Below are 14,994 nucleotides of genomic sequence, written 5' to 3'. Positions count from 1 at the left end.
ACGGCGGAAACCGCGTGATCTACCATTGCTCAGTCGGCGAACAGCGGTTTGTGCGCCGACTTTCTCAATGGCTTTATAGGAGGCGCATGCCGCGGTGACCCCGAGCAGACTGTGGAACAAGAACTTCATCCTGTCTTTCAGCATCAGCCTCATGGGCTCACTGGTGTTCTACATGCTGCTGACGTCCATGGCGGCATACGCGGTGATTTCGTTCGGTGCGGGGCAGGCGGCGGCCGGCTTCGCCTCGAGCTCCTTTGTTCTGGGTGCTGTGGTGTCCCGCGTCCCCGCGGGCAAGTACCTCGACTTCATCGGTCGCAAGCGGGTCATCCTGCTGTCTTCGATCATCCAGATTCTGCTGTCCCTGCTGTACATTCCGACCGGCACGCTCGACCTGTTCATTGCGGTGCGCTTCTTGCACGGCTTTGCGTTCGGGTTCAACCACACGGCAACGTCGGCCGCTGTGCAGACCGTCATCCCGCCGCACCGCAGGGCCGAGGGAACGGGATATTTCGGCATGGCAACCTCTTTGGCAATGGCCAGCGGCCCGTTCCTCGCAGTGACGGTGTCCGCGTCACACGGCTACCAGCCGCTGTTCTACATCTGCGCGACAATTGCCGTCGTCGCCTCGCTGCTGTCGCTTCTGCTGACTCTTCCGGAGAACCCGCCAAGTGCTGAACAGCGAGCTGATAAATGGCGGCTGACCCCGAGTTCGTTCCTTGAGAAGGACACGTTGAAGACCTCTTCTGTGATGTTCTTCGCCGGTCTCGTGTACTCGGTCGTCATGGCCTTTTTGGGCTCCTATGCGGAGGCTATAGGGGCGTCCGAGGCGGCAGGCTGGTTCTTTGTTGCGCTCGCTGCCGCTATGCTCATCTGCCGTTCCTTTGTGGGCCGCCTGCAGGACAAGTACGGGGACGGCTGGGTGATCTACCCAGCCATCCTCATCTACGCTGCATCACTCACGGTGCTTACCTTTGCGCACGGTGAGTTGGCCATCGTCGTTGCGGGTGCGCTCGTGGGAGCAGGCTTTGGAACCCTGCTTCCTGCAGTGCAGGCCGTGTGTGTCGCCGATGCGCTGCCGGCCCGCTACGGGGTTGTCGTGTCGACGTTCTTCATCATGCTCGATTTGGGAACGGCAATCGGCTCCGTCGTTTTGGGTGCGCTGGAACCCGTGGCGGGTCAGCGGGGCATGTTCGGCGTTTCGACGTTTGTCGTGTTGTTCGGACTGCTTGTCTACTGGGCTGGCCGGCGCTCAGTCGCTCAGGGACGCTGACGCCGAGCCCAGGTGCCAGCAGCCGGTTCGCGCATGCGGCGAACCGGGCTGCTGTAGCCGGTGCCCGACTGGCTGGTGTTTTCGTTTCCACCGGAGGAGTGGCGCAGCGCCATGACGGCGGCGAATGCCGCCGAGCGCGCCAGGCGCTGCTCCTTCGGGGTTCCGGTCTTCGGTTTTTCTCTCACAGCGGGATGTTTCCGTGTTTGCGGGCGGGTGCCTGCACGTGCTTGTTGCGCAGAGCGCGCAGGCCTCGGACAATCCGTTCGCGGGTTTCAGACGGTGCGATGACCGCGTCGATGTAGCCCTCTTCCGCAGCCAAGTAGGGGTTGAGCAGAGCGTCTTCGTATTCCTGGACGAGTTCGGCTCGCTTGGCCTCGACGTCTTCGCCCGCGGCTTCCGCTTCCTTCAGTGTGCGGCGGTAGACGATGTTCGCAGCACCCTGCGCGCCCATGACGGCAATCTGTGCCGACGGCCAGGCCAGATTGAGGTCAGCGCCGAGCTGCTTAGAGCCCATAACGCAGTACGCGCCGCCGTAGGCCTTGCGGGTGATGAGCGTCAGGCACGGCACGGTCGCTTCACCGTAGGCGTAGATGAGCTTTGCGCCGCGGCGGATGATGCCGTTGTACTCCTGGTCGGTGCCGGGCAGGAAGCCTGGAACGTCGACGAAGGTCAGAATCGGAATGTTGAACGCGTCGAGGAAGCGCACAAAGCGGGCTGCCTTTTCTGATGCGTCAATGTCGAGCGTGCCGGCCATCTGCATGGGCTGGTTGGCAATGATGCCGACCGTTTCGCCTTCCACGCGGCCGAAACCGGTGACGACGTTCGGGGCGAAGAGTTCGCTGGTTTCGAGGAACTCGCCGTCGTCGAGGACCGTCGTGACGACATCCAGGATGTCGTAGGGCTGCGATGCGGAGTCCGGCACGATCGTGTTGAGCGCGTTGTCGGCTTCCGTCAGTTCAAGGTCAGCCGGGGCCGGCACCGTCGGAACGGGATCCATATTGTTCGACGGCAGGAAGGACAGGAGGTCGCGCACATAGTTCAGTGCGTCTTCTTCGTCCTGCGCCAGGTACTGCGCGTTGCCGGACACCGAGTTGTGGGTGTACCCGCCGCCCAGTTCTTCGTGGCCGACGTTTTCACCAGTGACGGTCTTGATGACGTCAGGGCCGGTGATGTACATGTGCGAGGTGCCGTCGACCATGATCGTGAAGTCGGTCAGAGCGGGGGAGTAGACGGCACCGCCTGCCGAGGGGCCCATGATGAGGCTGATCTGCGGGATCACACCGGAGGACTTGACGTTCCAGTGGAAGATTTCGGCGAACAGGGCGATCGATCCGACACCCTCCTGAATGCGGGCACCGCCGGAGTCGTTGATGCCGATGATGGGGCAGCCGATCTTCAGCGCGAGTTTCTGCACCTTGACGATCTTGCGGCCGTTGGCTTCGGCAAGCGAACCGCCGAGCACAGTGAAGTCGTGGGCGAAGACCGCAACGGTGCGGCCGTCGATTGTGCCCAGACCGCAGACCACGCCGTCGCCGTCGGGACGCTTCTTCTCCATGCCGAACTGGTGGCTGTGGTGGCGGACGAACTCGTCGATCTCCTGGAAAGAGCCGGGGTCGAGGAGTTCCGCAATGCGTTCGCGGGCGGTCTGCTTGCCGCGGTTGTGCTGGCGTTCAGCAGCCTGGGGATCGGGAGTGTGCGCGTTACGGCGGCGCTCAATGAAAGCGGCCAACCGCTGCGCTGTCGTCTGCGGTGCGGTAGAAGGACTCATGTCACTAGACTAGCGGTGATTCTCACACGGTGGGCCGGTGTTGTGTCCGGCCGATAAAACAGCCTACAGTGATGTAGTGCATGATTGCGTTTCTCCTTTTGACCTCAGCCGCTTCAGTGAAGCCTGGAGCCTGGAAAGCCGGTTGCCTCAGCCGGACATCGAGTGGTCGGAGAAAACCGGCTCGACCAACGACGACCTCGTTGCAGCCGTAGAAAGCGGAAGCGCGGCACCCTTCAGCATTATCGGCACGGATCATCAGCAGGCCGGCCGCGGCCGCCTGTCGCGCACGTGGACGACACCTCCGAACACGTGCCTGACCTTTTCCATTGCCGTTCCAGTGCCGTCGACAGTCGCCGCGGACGACCTCGGCTGGATTCCGCTCATCACGGGCCGCGCTGTTGTTGACGCTCTGCGCGCCGAGGGGGTTCCGGCCGAACTCAAGTGGCCCAACGACGTCCTCATCCGCGACCGCAAGCTCGTCGGCATCCTCACTCGGATTGTCATCGGAGCTGACGGCGAAAAGACAGTCGTCATCGGCACCGGCATCAATGTGCACCTCGCACAGGACGACCTTCCGGTTGAGACCGCCACGTCGCTGCTCGTTGAGGGCTTCGAGTTCAGCCGCGAAGCGCTCCTGGCCGCTGTTGTCAGCCGACTGCGCGAGGCCCTGGACTTGGCGTTCCGCCGTCCGGCGGTCGGAACAGCAGAATTCTGTGCCGACATGGCTGACTCCATGGCCACCATTGGCCGCGACGTTCGGGTTGAACTGCCCGGCCAGGAACCCCTCACCGCGCGGGCAGTGGGGCTTGATGCACACGGCGGACTCGTCATTGAAACCGCTGAGGGCCTGCAGACCGTCACCGCCGGGGATGTCATACACGCGAGGCTGCTGTGACCGAACCTGATCCGCGCACTCGAGCTCTGCCGCAGATCAACGAGCACACCGTTTTCTCACGTCCGGACGCACCGTGGAACCGCGACGCTACGGCAACAACCGAAATCCAGCGGATTGCCGAAACCTCCGAAGAGTTCAGTTCGAGCTTCCAGGAAGAGCGCGCACGCGCCAACGCGCGGTCTTCCGATGACTCCAGCGTCTCTGAACTGCGCGACCGCCTGGAGTTTTCGCAAGGACTGGCGGACGACCCCAACCCGCCGACAGAAGCGGTACCGGACCTTTTGGACAACCCGGAGCTCATCGAGCAGCGCATACAGCGACTGCGCGCGGCGGCATCGCTGCTGGAAGAACAGCTGCTGGGCGGCAAACGGGTCCTGACCAGACGCGAAGTAGCCCAGCTTGCGGGCGTGTCCAGTGTGTCTGCCAAGAAGTTCTGGCGAGCCCTCGGCCTGCCAATCGCAGAAGAGGGCACACCCGCCTTCACGATTCGCGATGTCAATGCGCTGGCCGAAATGGCTGATCTTGTGGCGCGCAACATGGTGGACGAAGAGACCGCGGTGGCGCTCGCTCGCGCCATCGGCCAGACCACCGACCGTCTGGTGGTGTGGCAGATGGAGACGGTTGTCGAATACCTCGCTGAATCACGCCAGCTGGACGAGCGTCAGGCGCGTGCGGTTGCGCTGAGCCTGTTTGAGCAGATCCTGCCGTCGCTGGAAAAGGTCATGCTGTACGCGTGGAAGCACAACATGGCCAACGTCTTCGGCCGGCTCAACGTGAACCTGGGCGACGACGCCGGTCCCGGCGGCAAGAACGCCGGCCAGCCAGGTTTCTATGATTCAGCCATGCCGCTTGCCCGCGGAATCGGCTTTGTCGACCTCGTGTCGTTTACCCGACTATCGCAGCAGATGGAGCCCAGGCAGCTTGCCAGCCTGGTCAAGCGCTTCCAAACCCTGTGCTACAACATCGTGACCGCCGGCGGCGGCCGCGTCATCAAAACCGTTGGCGACGAAGTGTTCTTCGCCGCCGAAACTCCGCGTTCGGGTGCCGAGATCTCAGTGCGGCTCATGGAGCGCATCACCGAAGATCCTGATCTGCCGAAAGCCCGCGTGGGCTTTTCGTGGGGCAAGGTCCTGTCCCGCCTGGGCGACATCTTCGGTTCGACCGTCAACCTGGCAGCCCGCCTGACTTCAATCGGCGAACCCGGAACGGTCACCACCGACTGGGAAACCTCGTCCGTCATTGCGCAGACGGAGGCCTATGAGTTCTCCAATCGTCGCACCGTGAGCCTGCAGGGACTGGGCGATATTACGATCGTCGACATGCACCGCGGTCAGGCACCGCGCATGGTCGTCGACGTCGAACCCTGAGATCGAGCTTTGACGGTCGGCTGAGCGTGCCCTGTCAGAGCAGTGCGCCGGTCAGAACAGCTGTTCGTCGTCGTGGGACACAATGACGCCGCTGTCGTCATCCTTGTCCCGGCCGATCTGCGCGTAGCGGTCGTCGTCGCTGAAATCAGGTGCGCCTGCAGCGCCCTTGGCTGTGCTCTTGGCACCGCTCTTCGCGGCTTCTCCACCACTGGAGGGTGCGGTTCCCTCTGCCGAGGTGCCGTCGGCTGCCGCTGGGTCTGCGGCAATGCCGGTGCGCGGCAAGGTGCCGATCGCATCGATCCGGCCTTCAACGGGAGCGCCCGAACCGTCGCGGCGAGACAGTTCGTCCGGCAGCGCGCGTGCACCGCCGGTCTTGGCGGCCGCCTGCGGGTTGGGTCCGGCAAAGGCTGTTACGAGCTCGGTTTCGTCCTTGAGGAAGCGGTGGCTGCGCATACCCGCGGTGGCACGTCCCTTGGTGGGGAAGTCCGACAGCAGGGAGACCTTGACGGATTCGGTTTCCTCGCCGTTGAAGTTCACGCCCTTGGCAATCGTCACAACCCGGTTTTCCACGGCTGGGTCGACAACGCTGAAGCTGATGACCTCGATGTCCTTCGGCAGGCGAATGCCGGCGACACCGCCAGCACCGGGCCCCTGTGCGCGAACACCGTCGAGGGTGAAGGTGAGCAGATTGCCCGCCTGGGTGATGAACACGGCAGATCCGTCATCGAGGTTGGGCAGCTGGCCGGCGCCCACGACGGTGTCTTTGCCCTTGAGCGCAATGATGTCCCACACGTCGCGGTTGTTCGGGATCTCACCTGCGGCAACGCGTTTGACCACGCCCAAGCGTGTGCCGAGCACCACCTCGGCAGTGGGGTCGATAAGGGTGATGACCTGTTCTCCGCGTTCGAGTTCGATGAAGTCGGTGATCTTCACCCCGCCGGAGAGCACGGGGCGGGTGGCCTGGTCCGGCAGGGACGGCAGGTTGATGATGTCGATCTTGTGGACCCGCCCCTTGTTCGTCAGAGCACCCAGGGATCCGCGGGTGCTCGAGGGGATCTGCGCGATGAGAGCGTCGTTGGCAGCCCTGCGGCCGGTGGCTGACAGTTCGCCGGCTGTTGCCGTCCGGGCGATCTTCCCGGTGGTGGACATGAGCACCCAGCAGGGTTCGTCGGCCACCTGCAGGTTCTTGCCCTTCTTGCGGCCGGCGGCCTTGATCTCCTTGAGGCTGCCCTCAACGAGCACCGTGCGGCGGCCGGTGTCAAGAGCCTCCGCGGTCTCTTCGAGCTCATCCGACACGAGGGTCTTCAGACGGTGTTCATCGCCGAGGATCTCCCGCAGGTCTTCGATCGTGGCCTGCAGTTCGTCGCGCTCAGCTTCGAGTTCAATGCGGGAGAACTTCGTCAGGCGGCGCAGCTGCAGGTCGAGGATGTAGGTCGCCTGGATTTCGGAGAGGTCGAAGACGTCCATCAGCCGGGTGCGCGCCTGTGCGGCATCGTCAGAGGAGCGGATCAGCTGCACAACTTCGTCAATGTCGAGGATCGCAACCAGCAGACCCTCCACCAGGTGCAGGCGGTCGAGTGCTTTCTGCAGGCGGAATTCGCTGCGCCGGCGGATGACGTCGATCCGGTGGGCAATGAACACTTCGAGCAGGGCCTTCAGTCCCAGGGTGCGGGGACGGCCGTCCACCAGGCAGACGTTGTTGATGCCGAAGGAGTCTTCCATCGGGGTCAGGCGGTACAGCTCTTCGAGAACAGCTTCCGGGTTGAAGCCGGACTTGATGCCGATGACCAGGCGCAGGCCGTGCTTGCGGTCAGAGTAGTCATCAACCGAGCTGATGCCCTGCAGCTTTTTGGCCTGGACGTTGTCCTTGATCTTCTCGATGACCTTTTCGGGGCCCACAAGGTAGGGAAGTTCGGTCACGGTGATGCCACGGCGACGCGGCGTGATGTTCTCAAACTTCACGGTTGCGCGAGTGCGGAAGGTGCCGCGGCCGGTTTCGTAGGCATCCCGCACACCGGACAGGCCGATGATTCGGCCGCCTGTCGGCAGGTCTGGGCCCGGGACGTAGCGCATGAGCTCGTCCAGGGTTGCGTCGGGGTTGAAGATCAGGTGGCGGGCGGCGGCGATGACTTCGCCGGGATTGTGCGGGGCCATGTTGGTGGCCATGCCGACCGCAATGCCGGAGGCCCCGTTGACCAGCAGGTTCGGCAGTGCGCTGGGCAGAGCTTCGGGCTGAGTGAGCGAACCGTCGTAGTTCGGCACAGTGTTGACGGTGTCTTCGTCCAGGTTGCGCAGCATATGCATGGCCGCCTGGTCCAGCCTGGCCTCCGTGTAGCGGGGAGCCGCGGGGCCGTCGTCAAGCGAACCGAAGTTGCCGTGGCCGTCGACAAGCGGGACGCGCATGACGAAGGACTGGGCCATGCGCACCAGGGCATCGTAGATCGCGGTGCCGGAGTGCGGGTGCAGCTTGCCCATGACATCGCCGACAATGCGCGAGGACTTGACGTAGGGGCGGTCGGGGCGCAGCCCCATTTCCGACATTTGGTAGAGAATGCGGCGCTGGACGGGTTTGAGGCCGTCGCGAGCATCCGGCAGCGCGCGGGAGTAGATGACCGAGTACGCGTATTCGAGGAACGACGTCTCCATTTCCTGGGTGACATCGATATCGACGATCTGACCGTCGGTCACGCGGCTTCCTCCTTGTGCAGCGGCTGTGCCATCAGGAGGTCAGTGTAGCGCTCAGCAGGGCAGAAACCGCTGATTTCACGGTCGCCGCGTCGGCTGAGCGCGCTTAAGCGTCAGTCAGTCAGCGGTTCACATCCTGCGGCGCAGAGTATCCATGCGGTCTGCATCAGCCGCCAGCTGAATGCGGGCCGACAGGAGGTAGCTCTTGTCGGTGGTGATCATGATCGGGCGGATTTCAATGCTGCGGATGACGGGGAACTCGTCAACCAGCGCCGCCAGGCGCAACAGGATCTCCTCGGCCGGTTCGACGTTGGCCACCGGCAGACCCTTGTAGCCGAACAGACGAGGTGAGGCTCCCGGAGTGCGCACCATGTTGCGGGCATCGAGGTCGGTCAGGGGAGCGACCCGGTGGGCAACATCGTCCAGCAGCTCGGTGGAGTCACCGGCAATGGAGAACGACACCATGGGCCCCAGCAGCGGGTCCTCACCGGCGCGGATGACGCACCCGACACCCGCCGGCGCCATCGCCTGCACGTCGATGCGGCGGTCGTCATCGTCATCGAGCGACTGCGCGATGACCTCGGCGATGCCGTTCCAGTCGCCCACGAGCTCCGCCTCGTTCTGAATGGCAAGGCGCACCCCGCCGAACTCAAAGCGGTGGCGCAGCTTCCTGTGGACAGCCTTCAGCGCTACCGGATAGCCGATCTTCGCGGCGGCCGCCTTGGCCTCTTCGACAGTGGACGTGGAGATATAGGGCAGCACGTCGATGCCGTAGGCGCCCAGAAGAGCGTGCGCGGCCTCATCAGTCATGGTCACCCTGGGCGAATCGGCTTCCGCCAGGCTGCTTTCGATGATCCGGCGAGCCTCGCGAACCTTCAGGTCCGTGAAGATCGGGTAGTGGCCGTGATCGGACTTCTTGTACACCGCGTACTCGGTTGCCCGCGCGAGCGCCCACACGGCAGCTTCGGGACCGCCGTAGGACGGGACGACGTGCTTGGTGCGCTCGCCGTCGGCAGACCGGGTGTAGGACGTGAGCATTTCGTCCTTGCCGTACACCCCGAGGAAGCACGCGACCGTGGTTTTGCCCGACTGGGCTGCTGCATCCGCAATGGCCTGCGCCATCTGGGATGACGAAACACTGGGGGAGGGCGTGATGATGACGACAACCGAATGCACGTGCGGGTTGGCGTACCCCTGCCGCAGCTGAGCTTCGAAGTCATCGACCGTGGCCTCCGGGTGCATGGACACCGGGGCGGTGCCGAGCTTCAGCCCTTCTGCGCGCACACACTGTTCGACAAGTGTTGACAGGGCCGCGGAGTTGCCCACAATGCCCACGCGCTTGCCGTCCGGCAGCGGCTGCGTGTCGAACACCTGCGCAATGTCATACATCTGGCTGACCGAGCGGGCGCGAATAACACCCGCCTGCGCAAGAACCTGATCCATGGCGCTGGCAGACAGGGACGACACGCGCACCGCGTGACCCGGCGGGAGCTCACCTCCGGTGAGATCGGACTTGATGACGATGACGGGCTTATTGCGGGTGACCCTGCGGGCAATACGCGAGAACTTTCGCGGATTGCCGATCGATTCGAGGTACAGGCACACGACGTTCGTGGCGGGGTCTTCCTGCCAGTACTGCATCATGTCGTTGCCCGACAGGTCCGCACGGTTGCCGGCAGACACAAAAGTCGAAATGCCGATGCCGCGCTCGCGGGCAGCCGCCAGCATTGCCGTGCCCAGAGCACCCGACTGGCTGAACACGCCCACGTGGCCGGGATCGGGCAGGAACGGCGACAGTGAAGCGTTGAGATCAACTTCGGGGTCAGAGTTGAGAACACCAAAGGAGTTTGGGCCGATCAGGCGCATGCCCCACGTGCGGGCGGTGGTGAGCACCTGCTCCTGCAGTCGCGCACCCTCTTCGGAAGTCTCCGCAAAACCAGAGGAGACCACGACAACGCCCTTGACGCCTCGTTCCGCGCAGTCGCGGACAACCTGGGGGACAGAGACAGCAGGGACCGCGATGACGGCGACGTCGATGTCGCCCTCAATCTGATCCAAGCTCGACACGGTGGGCAGGCCCGCAACCTCGGAAGCCTCCGGGTGAACGATGTTGAGCCGACCCCGGAAGCCGCCGGCGGTCAGATTGCGCAGCAGCAGATTGCCGATCGACGCACGGCTGCGCGAAGCCCCGAATACAACAATCGATTCGGGGTGCAGAATGCCGCGCACCGACAGGGCCTCAGCACGATGCTCACGCGATGCCAGCACCTGCCGGGACTTCTCCGTGGGGTCGATGTCGAAAGCAACAGCCACAACCCCGTCATCGAATTCGCGGGTGACCTCGTAGCCGGCGGCGGCGAACACCTGCAGCATAGGGCGGTTCTGCGGCAGAACCTCGGCAACAAAACGGTCAATGCCCATTTCGCGGGCCGCAGCGGCCAGGTGCTCCAGAAGAATTGAGCCGATGCCGCGGCCCTGGTGCGCATCCGCAATGTTGAACGCCACCTCGGCAGAGTTCTCATCCAGCCGGTCGTAGCGGCCGATGCCGATGATCTCGTCGCGGATCGTCATGACAAAGGCAACGCGGTCGCGGTAGTCGACATTGACGAACCGCTCGAGGTCCTTTTCCGGGATCTGCTTGATCGGGGCGAAGAACCGCATGTAGATGGATTCAGCTGACTGCTTCGAGTGCATAGCCTGCACACCGTCGGCATCACTTTGAAGAATGGGGCGCAGACGCGCCGTCGCACCATCGCGGAGGACAACGTCGGCTTCCCAAGACTGTGGATAGGCGCTCATACCACCCAGCTTATGCCCCGCGGGGCCTCCCGCCTAGCCCTACGCGCGGGCGGCAGTAGACAATGGTGCAATGGACCTTCCACAGCGACTCATCGCCGACATCCAAGACGCCGGCTACTACCCGCAGATAGCAGCGACCGCAATAGCGGAAGCCCTGCTGGACGAACCCGTGCTCGACCACCTGGTCTACACCGACACGCACATGGACCTCGACACCATCCACCGGTTGGTGAGCGTTTTCGTGCTCACCCCCACCCGACTGGTGCTTGCGCGCGTTGACGACGAACCACATCCCGAACCGGGGTGGAGCGAACCGCGTGCCCTGTGCAGCACAGAAGAAGTGGAACTCGACAAGCTCGCGGCCCCGGCAATCTTCGCCACCTACGCTGACCCCGCTCACTACCGTCCCGGCGTGGGCCCGGTCGAAGTGCAGCTCGTCATGTCGTGGGGTGCGCGCAGTCGCCTGGAAGTGTTCCCCGAAAACTGCGGCAACCCCGACTGCGACGTCGACCACGGTTTCAGCGGCGGCACGTTCAGCGAAGACGTCGCCCTGCGCGTATCCGCCCAGGCCGAAGGCCAGCAGGCCGTCGATGCGACCGTCAGCTTCGCGAACACACTGCGCCGGGTTATCCACGCCGCCCGCACCCAGCGTCGATAAACCCAACGTCCCGCCCAGGCCGCACGGCAGTGCGGAACCGGGCCTCCGCCTCGTCAGAGAAATCCCGTACGCAACGTCAGAAAGCCCAGCGTGACACACCAGTTTCAGCCGCCGGACTACGCGAACAGCCCGCTGCTGTCGGACATCGTTCCGGCAGCGGCCGCCGCACTCGATGCCCAGGGTGTGCTGTCAGCCGATCAGCGACTGCGCACCGAGAAGATTCTCAGCGGCAGTGCGGCCGAAGCTCGCGTTGTGGTTGTCGTGCTCATCGACGGTATGGGGCTTGAACTGCTGCGCGCCCGGAAGGCCTACACGCCGTTCCTGCGTTCCGTCGGCCAGCACCTGCGGGCCGGCAGTGCGGGCTTTCCGTCAACCACCGCGAACTCGCTGTCCTCGCTCGGTACGGGAATGCTGCCCGGTGGGCACGGAATCATGGGCTACAAACTCCTCGACCCCGAAAGCGGAGAGGTGTTCAATCAGCTGACGGGTTCGAACGAAGTCGACCCCAGCCGGTGGGTGCCGGACACCACGCTGTTCGAGAGGCTGACCGCCGCCGGTCTTGACGTCGTGCAGCTGGGCGAACCGAAGTTCAGCCGCGGCGGACTCAATGCGGCAACCCTGCGCGGGGGTCGCTTCCGCGGCTCTGACTCCTGGGAGCAGCGGGTGCGTCACGCACACGGAGAAATGCGCGCTCCCGGCCGCCGGCTCGTCTACTTCTACTGGGGCAAACTCGACAAAACCGGACACCAGGCCGGCTGGAACTCCGACCAGTGGATCGAACAGCTCGAACAGGTCGACCAGATGCTCAGCAGCCTCGCGGCAGCGCTCGGGCCGGACATGACGATGATCATCACCGCCGATCACGGCATGGTCGATGTCGCCCACGACAACCGCATTGACCTGGCAGAACACCCTGAGCTGGCGGCGGGACTGACAGCCGTCGGGGGAGAGCCCCGGGCGGCACACCTCTACACCCGCGACGGCGCTCGCGACGACACCGCGGAAGCCCTCCGCGCTCAGCTGACCGGCAGGGGACGCGTCATGACCCGTGACGAAGCCATCCGCGAAGGCTGGTTCGGGGAAGTCGCCGATGCCTTCCGCGCCCGCATCGGCGACCTCGTGGTGGTGTGTGACGAAACAACCGCCATTGTCGATTCGCGCAATGATTCGCCTTCGGCTCTGAGCCTGCTGGGCCACCACGGGGGAGTGAGCTCAGCCGAGCTCACCATCCCGCTGCTCGTTCTGCACGGCTGAGTCTGCTTTTTGGGCTGAGTCTGATTCTGGGGCAGGTGCCGGGTTACCGAAATCTGACGAGGTGCCTGCCAGGACCTCGCGCCTGTGCGACTTTCCGCGGTACAGCCAGGATCGGTAGGCGAAGTACCGCATGATGTTGCCCAGCAGCAGTCCGATGACATTGCCGGATATGTTGTCGGCCAGCAGCGATGTGAAGCCCAGAACATCGTGGGAGACCCAGAGGGTGAGAAGCGCGATGCCCATCCCCGCGGCATTGACGGTGAAGAACAGGATGCCCTCAAAAGCGGGCCGGTAGCGCGACTCCTGGTCGGCAAAGGTCCAGCGCCGCGACCCGATCCATGAAACAGCTGTTGCACACAGAACCGCCACGGTCTTCGACCACACGGGGTGGCCCTGCAGGACAGTCAGCATGAGCAGGTTGAAAACGCTGACGTCGACGAAGAATGCGACAGTCCCGACCACCGTGAAGCGGCCGATTTTGACGAGTTCGCGTCTCTTCTTGCCCACGCGCCCACTATAGGCAGGCTGCACCCACTGCGGGTTGGTCGACACTGGGTGCGAGTCACTCAGGGCTTGGTCGGGTGGCGGGCGCTAGAGTGAGGGCGTGTCTTTTCCACGTATTGGTGTAATCGGCGGCGGTCAGCTGGCGCGCATGATGGCGCCGGCTGCCGAAGCGCTCGGTGTTGCTTTTCATGTTCTGTCGGAGGCAGAAGGGTCTTCTGCCGCGCAGGTTTCCTCTCAGGTGACCGTCGGGGACTACAAGGACTTCGACACGCTGCGCGCGTTTGCTGAAACGGTCGACGTCATCACCTTCGACCACGAGCACGTGCCGACTGAGCACCTCGAAGCCCTTGTGGCAGCCGGTCACAGCGTCCACCCCGGCCCTCACGCGCTCGTCTACGCGCAGGACAAGCTCAAGATGCGCGCCAAAATGGACGAACTCGGCCTGCCCAACCCCACGTGGCGCGAAGTAACAGACACTGATTCCCTGCAGGCCTTCGGCGATGAGATCGGCTGGCCAATCATCGTGAAAACGCCCCGCGGCGGCTATGACGGCCACGGGGTCAAGCTCATCAACAGCGCCGACGAAGCCGCCGACTGGTTCGGCAAGGGTCCGCTGCTGGCCGAAGAGGCCGTTGACTTCACCCGCGAACTGTCCGTCATGGTCGGCCGTTCGCCCATGGGCCAGACCGCCGTGTGGCCGGTTGTGGCAACCCTGCAGGAAGGCGGCATCTGCACTGAGGCCGTCGCACCCGCTCCCGACCTCGATCCCGCGAAGGCCCAGGCAATCACCGCTGATGTGCTCACGGTCGCCGAATCGCTCGGCGTGACCGGTGTGATGGCGATGGAGATGTTCGAAACCGCTGACGGCTACATGGTCAACGAACTGGCCATGCGCCCGCACAATACGGGCCATTGGACACAGGACGGCTCAATCACGACCCAGTTCGAACAGCACCTGCGGGCCATCCTCGATCTCCCGCTGGGTGACCCGGTCCCGAAAGCACCCGTGACGGTCATGGCGAATGTCCTCGGTGCCGACCGCGAAGACCTCTACCGGGCCTATCTGCACGTTTTGGCTCACGACCCGCAGGTCAAGGTCCACATGTACGGCAAGGGTGTACGTCCCGGTCGTAAGCTCGGACACGTCAACATCAGCGGTGACAACGTCGAATCGGTTCTGGCACGCGCCCGCCACGCGGCGCACTTCATTGCCGGAACTGACACCAACCCGCACCCTGACCTGCCCTGAGGGAGGACGCAGACATGAGCACCAAGCCGAAAGTCGGCATCGTCATGGGGTCCGACTCGGACTGGCCCACCATGAGCGCCGCCGCGGATGTCCTGGAGGAACTGGGCATTGAGTTTACGGCGGAAGTCGTTTCCGCCCACCGCATGCCCCACGACATGATCGAATGGGGTGCCCGTGCTGACGAGGCGGGGTATTCCGTCATCATCGCCGGTGCCGGAGGTGCCGCCCACCTTCCCGGGATGATCGCCTCGGTCACGTCCCTGCCGGTGATCGGCGTTCCGGTGCCCCTGAAACACCTCGACGGCATGGACTCACTCCTGTCGATCGTCCAGATGCCCGCCGGTGTGCCGGTGGCGACCGTGTCGATCGGCGGAGCGAAGAACGCGGGACTGCTGGCCGCCAGGATCATCGGCGCCGGACGGGACGACGAGTCGGCGGCTCTGCGCGGTCGCCTTGACGACTACCGCCTCGAACTGGGGCGTGCCGCTGAAGAGAAGGGCCGAGCGCTCAAGCGCCGGCTCGAAGAGCACAGCTGAAAGGGAAAC

At 64.0% G+C, this 14,994-nt stretch carries 12 protein-coding genes; 7 read left to right on the top strand and 5 right to left on the bottom strand.

Annotated features, from left to right (window positions below; translation table 11 throughout):
• Positions 1–94: 94 nt before the first annotated feature.
• Positions 95–1,270: an MFS transporter gene (locus tag HMPREF3087_RS09980; protein WP_070429002.1), complete on the top strand. Its 1,176-nt coding sequence runs from the start codon at positions 95–97 to the stop codon at positions 1,268–1,270.
• Here HMPREF3087_RS09980 and HMPREF3087_RS09975 read toward each other — a convergent pair.
• Positions 1,258–1,455, bottom strand: coding sequence for a hypothetical protein (locus tag HMPREF3087_RS09975; protein ID WP_070429001.1), 198 nt, complete (start codon positions 1,453–1,455; stop codon positions 1,258–1,260). The two genes, HMPREF3087_RS09980 and HMPREF3087_RS09975, sit on opposite strands and share 13 nt — an antisense overlap.
• A complete protein-coding gene (locus tag HMPREF3087_RS09970) occupies positions 1,452–3,038 on the bottom strand; it encodes an acyl-CoA carboxylase subunit beta (RefSeq protein ID WP_070429000.1) in 1,587 nt (528 codons plus the stop codon). The genes HMPREF3087_RS09975 and HMPREF3087_RS09970 overlap by 4 nt, the downstream gene beginning before the upstream one ends.
• A 76-nt stretch (positions 3,039–3,114) precedes the next feature.
• Here HMPREF3087_RS09970 and HMPREF3087_RS09965 point away from each other — a divergent pair, with 76 nt between their 5' ends.
• Positions 3,115–3,933, top strand: a complete 819-nt coding sequence (locus HMPREF3087_RS09965) for a biotin--[acetyl-CoA-carboxylase] ligase (RefSeq protein WP_083272143.1) — start codon at positions 3,115–3,117, stop codon at positions 3,931–3,933.
• Entirely contained in the window at positions 3,930–5,300 is a 1,371-nt protein-coding gene (locus tag HMPREF3087_RS09960; protein ID WP_070428998.1) for an adenylate/guanylate cyclase domain-containing protein, read from the top strand. The genes HMPREF3087_RS09965 and HMPREF3087_RS09960 overlap by 4 nt, the downstream gene beginning before the upstream one ends.
• A gap of 51 nt (positions 5,301–5,351) precedes the next feature.
• On the opposite strand, the gene HMPREF3087_RS09955 is transcribed toward HMPREF3087_RS09960, so the two are convergent.
• Positions 5,352–7,988 carry a DNA gyrase/topoisomerase IV subunit A gene (locus HMPREF3087_RS09955; protein ID WP_070428997.1) on the bottom strand — a complete coding sequence of 879 codons (2,637 nt, stop codon included), beginning with the start codon at positions 7,986–7,988 and terminating at the stop codon, positions 5,352–5,354.
• 126 nt (positions 7,989–8,114) lie between these two features.
• Entirely contained in the window at positions 8,115–10,784 is a 2,670-nt protein-coding gene (locus tag HMPREF3087_RS09950; protein WP_070428996.1) for a bifunctional acetate--CoA ligase family protein/GNAT family N-acetyltransferase, read from the bottom strand.
• 70 nt (positions 10,785–10,854) lie between these two features.
• On the opposite strand from HMPREF3087_RS09950, the gene HMPREF3087_RS09945 reads away from it, so the two are divergent.
• Positions 10,855–11,442 carry a DUF5998 family protein gene (locus tag HMPREF3087_RS09945; RefSeq protein ID WP_070428995.1) on the top strand — a complete coding sequence of 196 codons (588 nt, stop codon included), beginning with the start codon at positions 10,855–10,857 and terminating at the stop codon, positions 11,440–11,442.
• 90 nt (positions 11,443–11,532) lie between these two features.
• A complete protein-coding gene (locus tag HMPREF3087_RS09940) occupies positions 11,533–12,696 on the top strand; it encodes an alkaline phosphatase family protein (protein WP_070428994.1) in 1,164 nt (387 codons plus the stop codon).
• Here HMPREF3087_RS09940 and HMPREF3087_RS09935 read toward each other — a convergent pair.
• Positions 12,655–13,203 carry a GtrA family protein gene (locus tag HMPREF3087_RS09935; protein ID WP_070428993.1) on the bottom strand — a complete coding sequence of 183 codons (549 nt, stop codon included), beginning with the start codon at positions 13,201–13,203 and terminating at the stop codon, positions 12,655–12,657. The two genes, HMPREF3087_RS09940 and HMPREF3087_RS09935, sit on opposite strands and share 42 nt — an antisense overlap.
• 97 nt (positions 13,204–13,300) lie before the next feature.
• On the opposite strand from HMPREF3087_RS09935, the gene HMPREF3087_RS09930 reads away from it, so the two are divergent.
• Complete coding sequence (locus HMPREF3087_RS09930; protein WP_070428992.1) at positions 13,301–14,449, top strand: 5-(carboxyamino)imidazole ribonucleotide synthase; 1,149 nt, start codon at positions 13,301–13,303, stop codon at positions 14,447–14,449.
• Positions 14,450–14,463: 14 nt separating this feature from the next.
• On the top strand, positions 14,464–14,985 hold the full coding sequence (gene purE, locus HMPREF3087_RS09925) for a 5-(carboxyamino)imidazole ribonucleotide mutase (protein WP_062019711.1): 522 nt from the start codon (positions 14,464–14,466) through the stop codon (positions 14,983–14,985).
• Positions 14,986–14,994 lie beyond the last annotated feature (9 nt).

The sequence above is a fragment of the Brevibacterium sp. HMSC22B09 genome, assembly GCF_001806795.1.
Taxonomy (GTDB): domain Bacteria; phylum Actinomycetota; class Actinomycetes; order Actinomycetales; family Brevibacteriaceae; genus Brevibacterium; species Brevibacterium ravenspurgense.
Note: the sequence above shows the minus strand (reverse complement) of the source record. Positions and strands in the feature narration are given on the sequence as shown.

Bases quoted from the DNA above. Each gene is read 5' to 3' on its own strand.
- HMPREF3087_RS09970 (WP_070429000.1), bottom strand. From the start codon at position 3,038: ATGAGTCCTTCTACCGCACCGCAGACGACAGCGCAGCGGTTGGCCGCT.
- HMPREF3087_RS09950 (WP_070428996.1), bottom strand. From the start codon at position 10,784: ATGAGCGCCTATCCACAGTCTTGGGAAGCCGACGTTGTCCTCCGCGAT.
- HMPREF3087_RS09945 (WP_070428995.1), top strand. From the start codon at position 10,855: ATGGACCTTCCACAGCGACTCATCGCCGACATCCAAGACGCCGGCTAC.
- purE (WP_062019711.1), top strand. From the start codon at position 14,464: ATGAGCACCAAGCCGAAAGTCGGCATCGTCATGGGGTCCGACTCGGAC.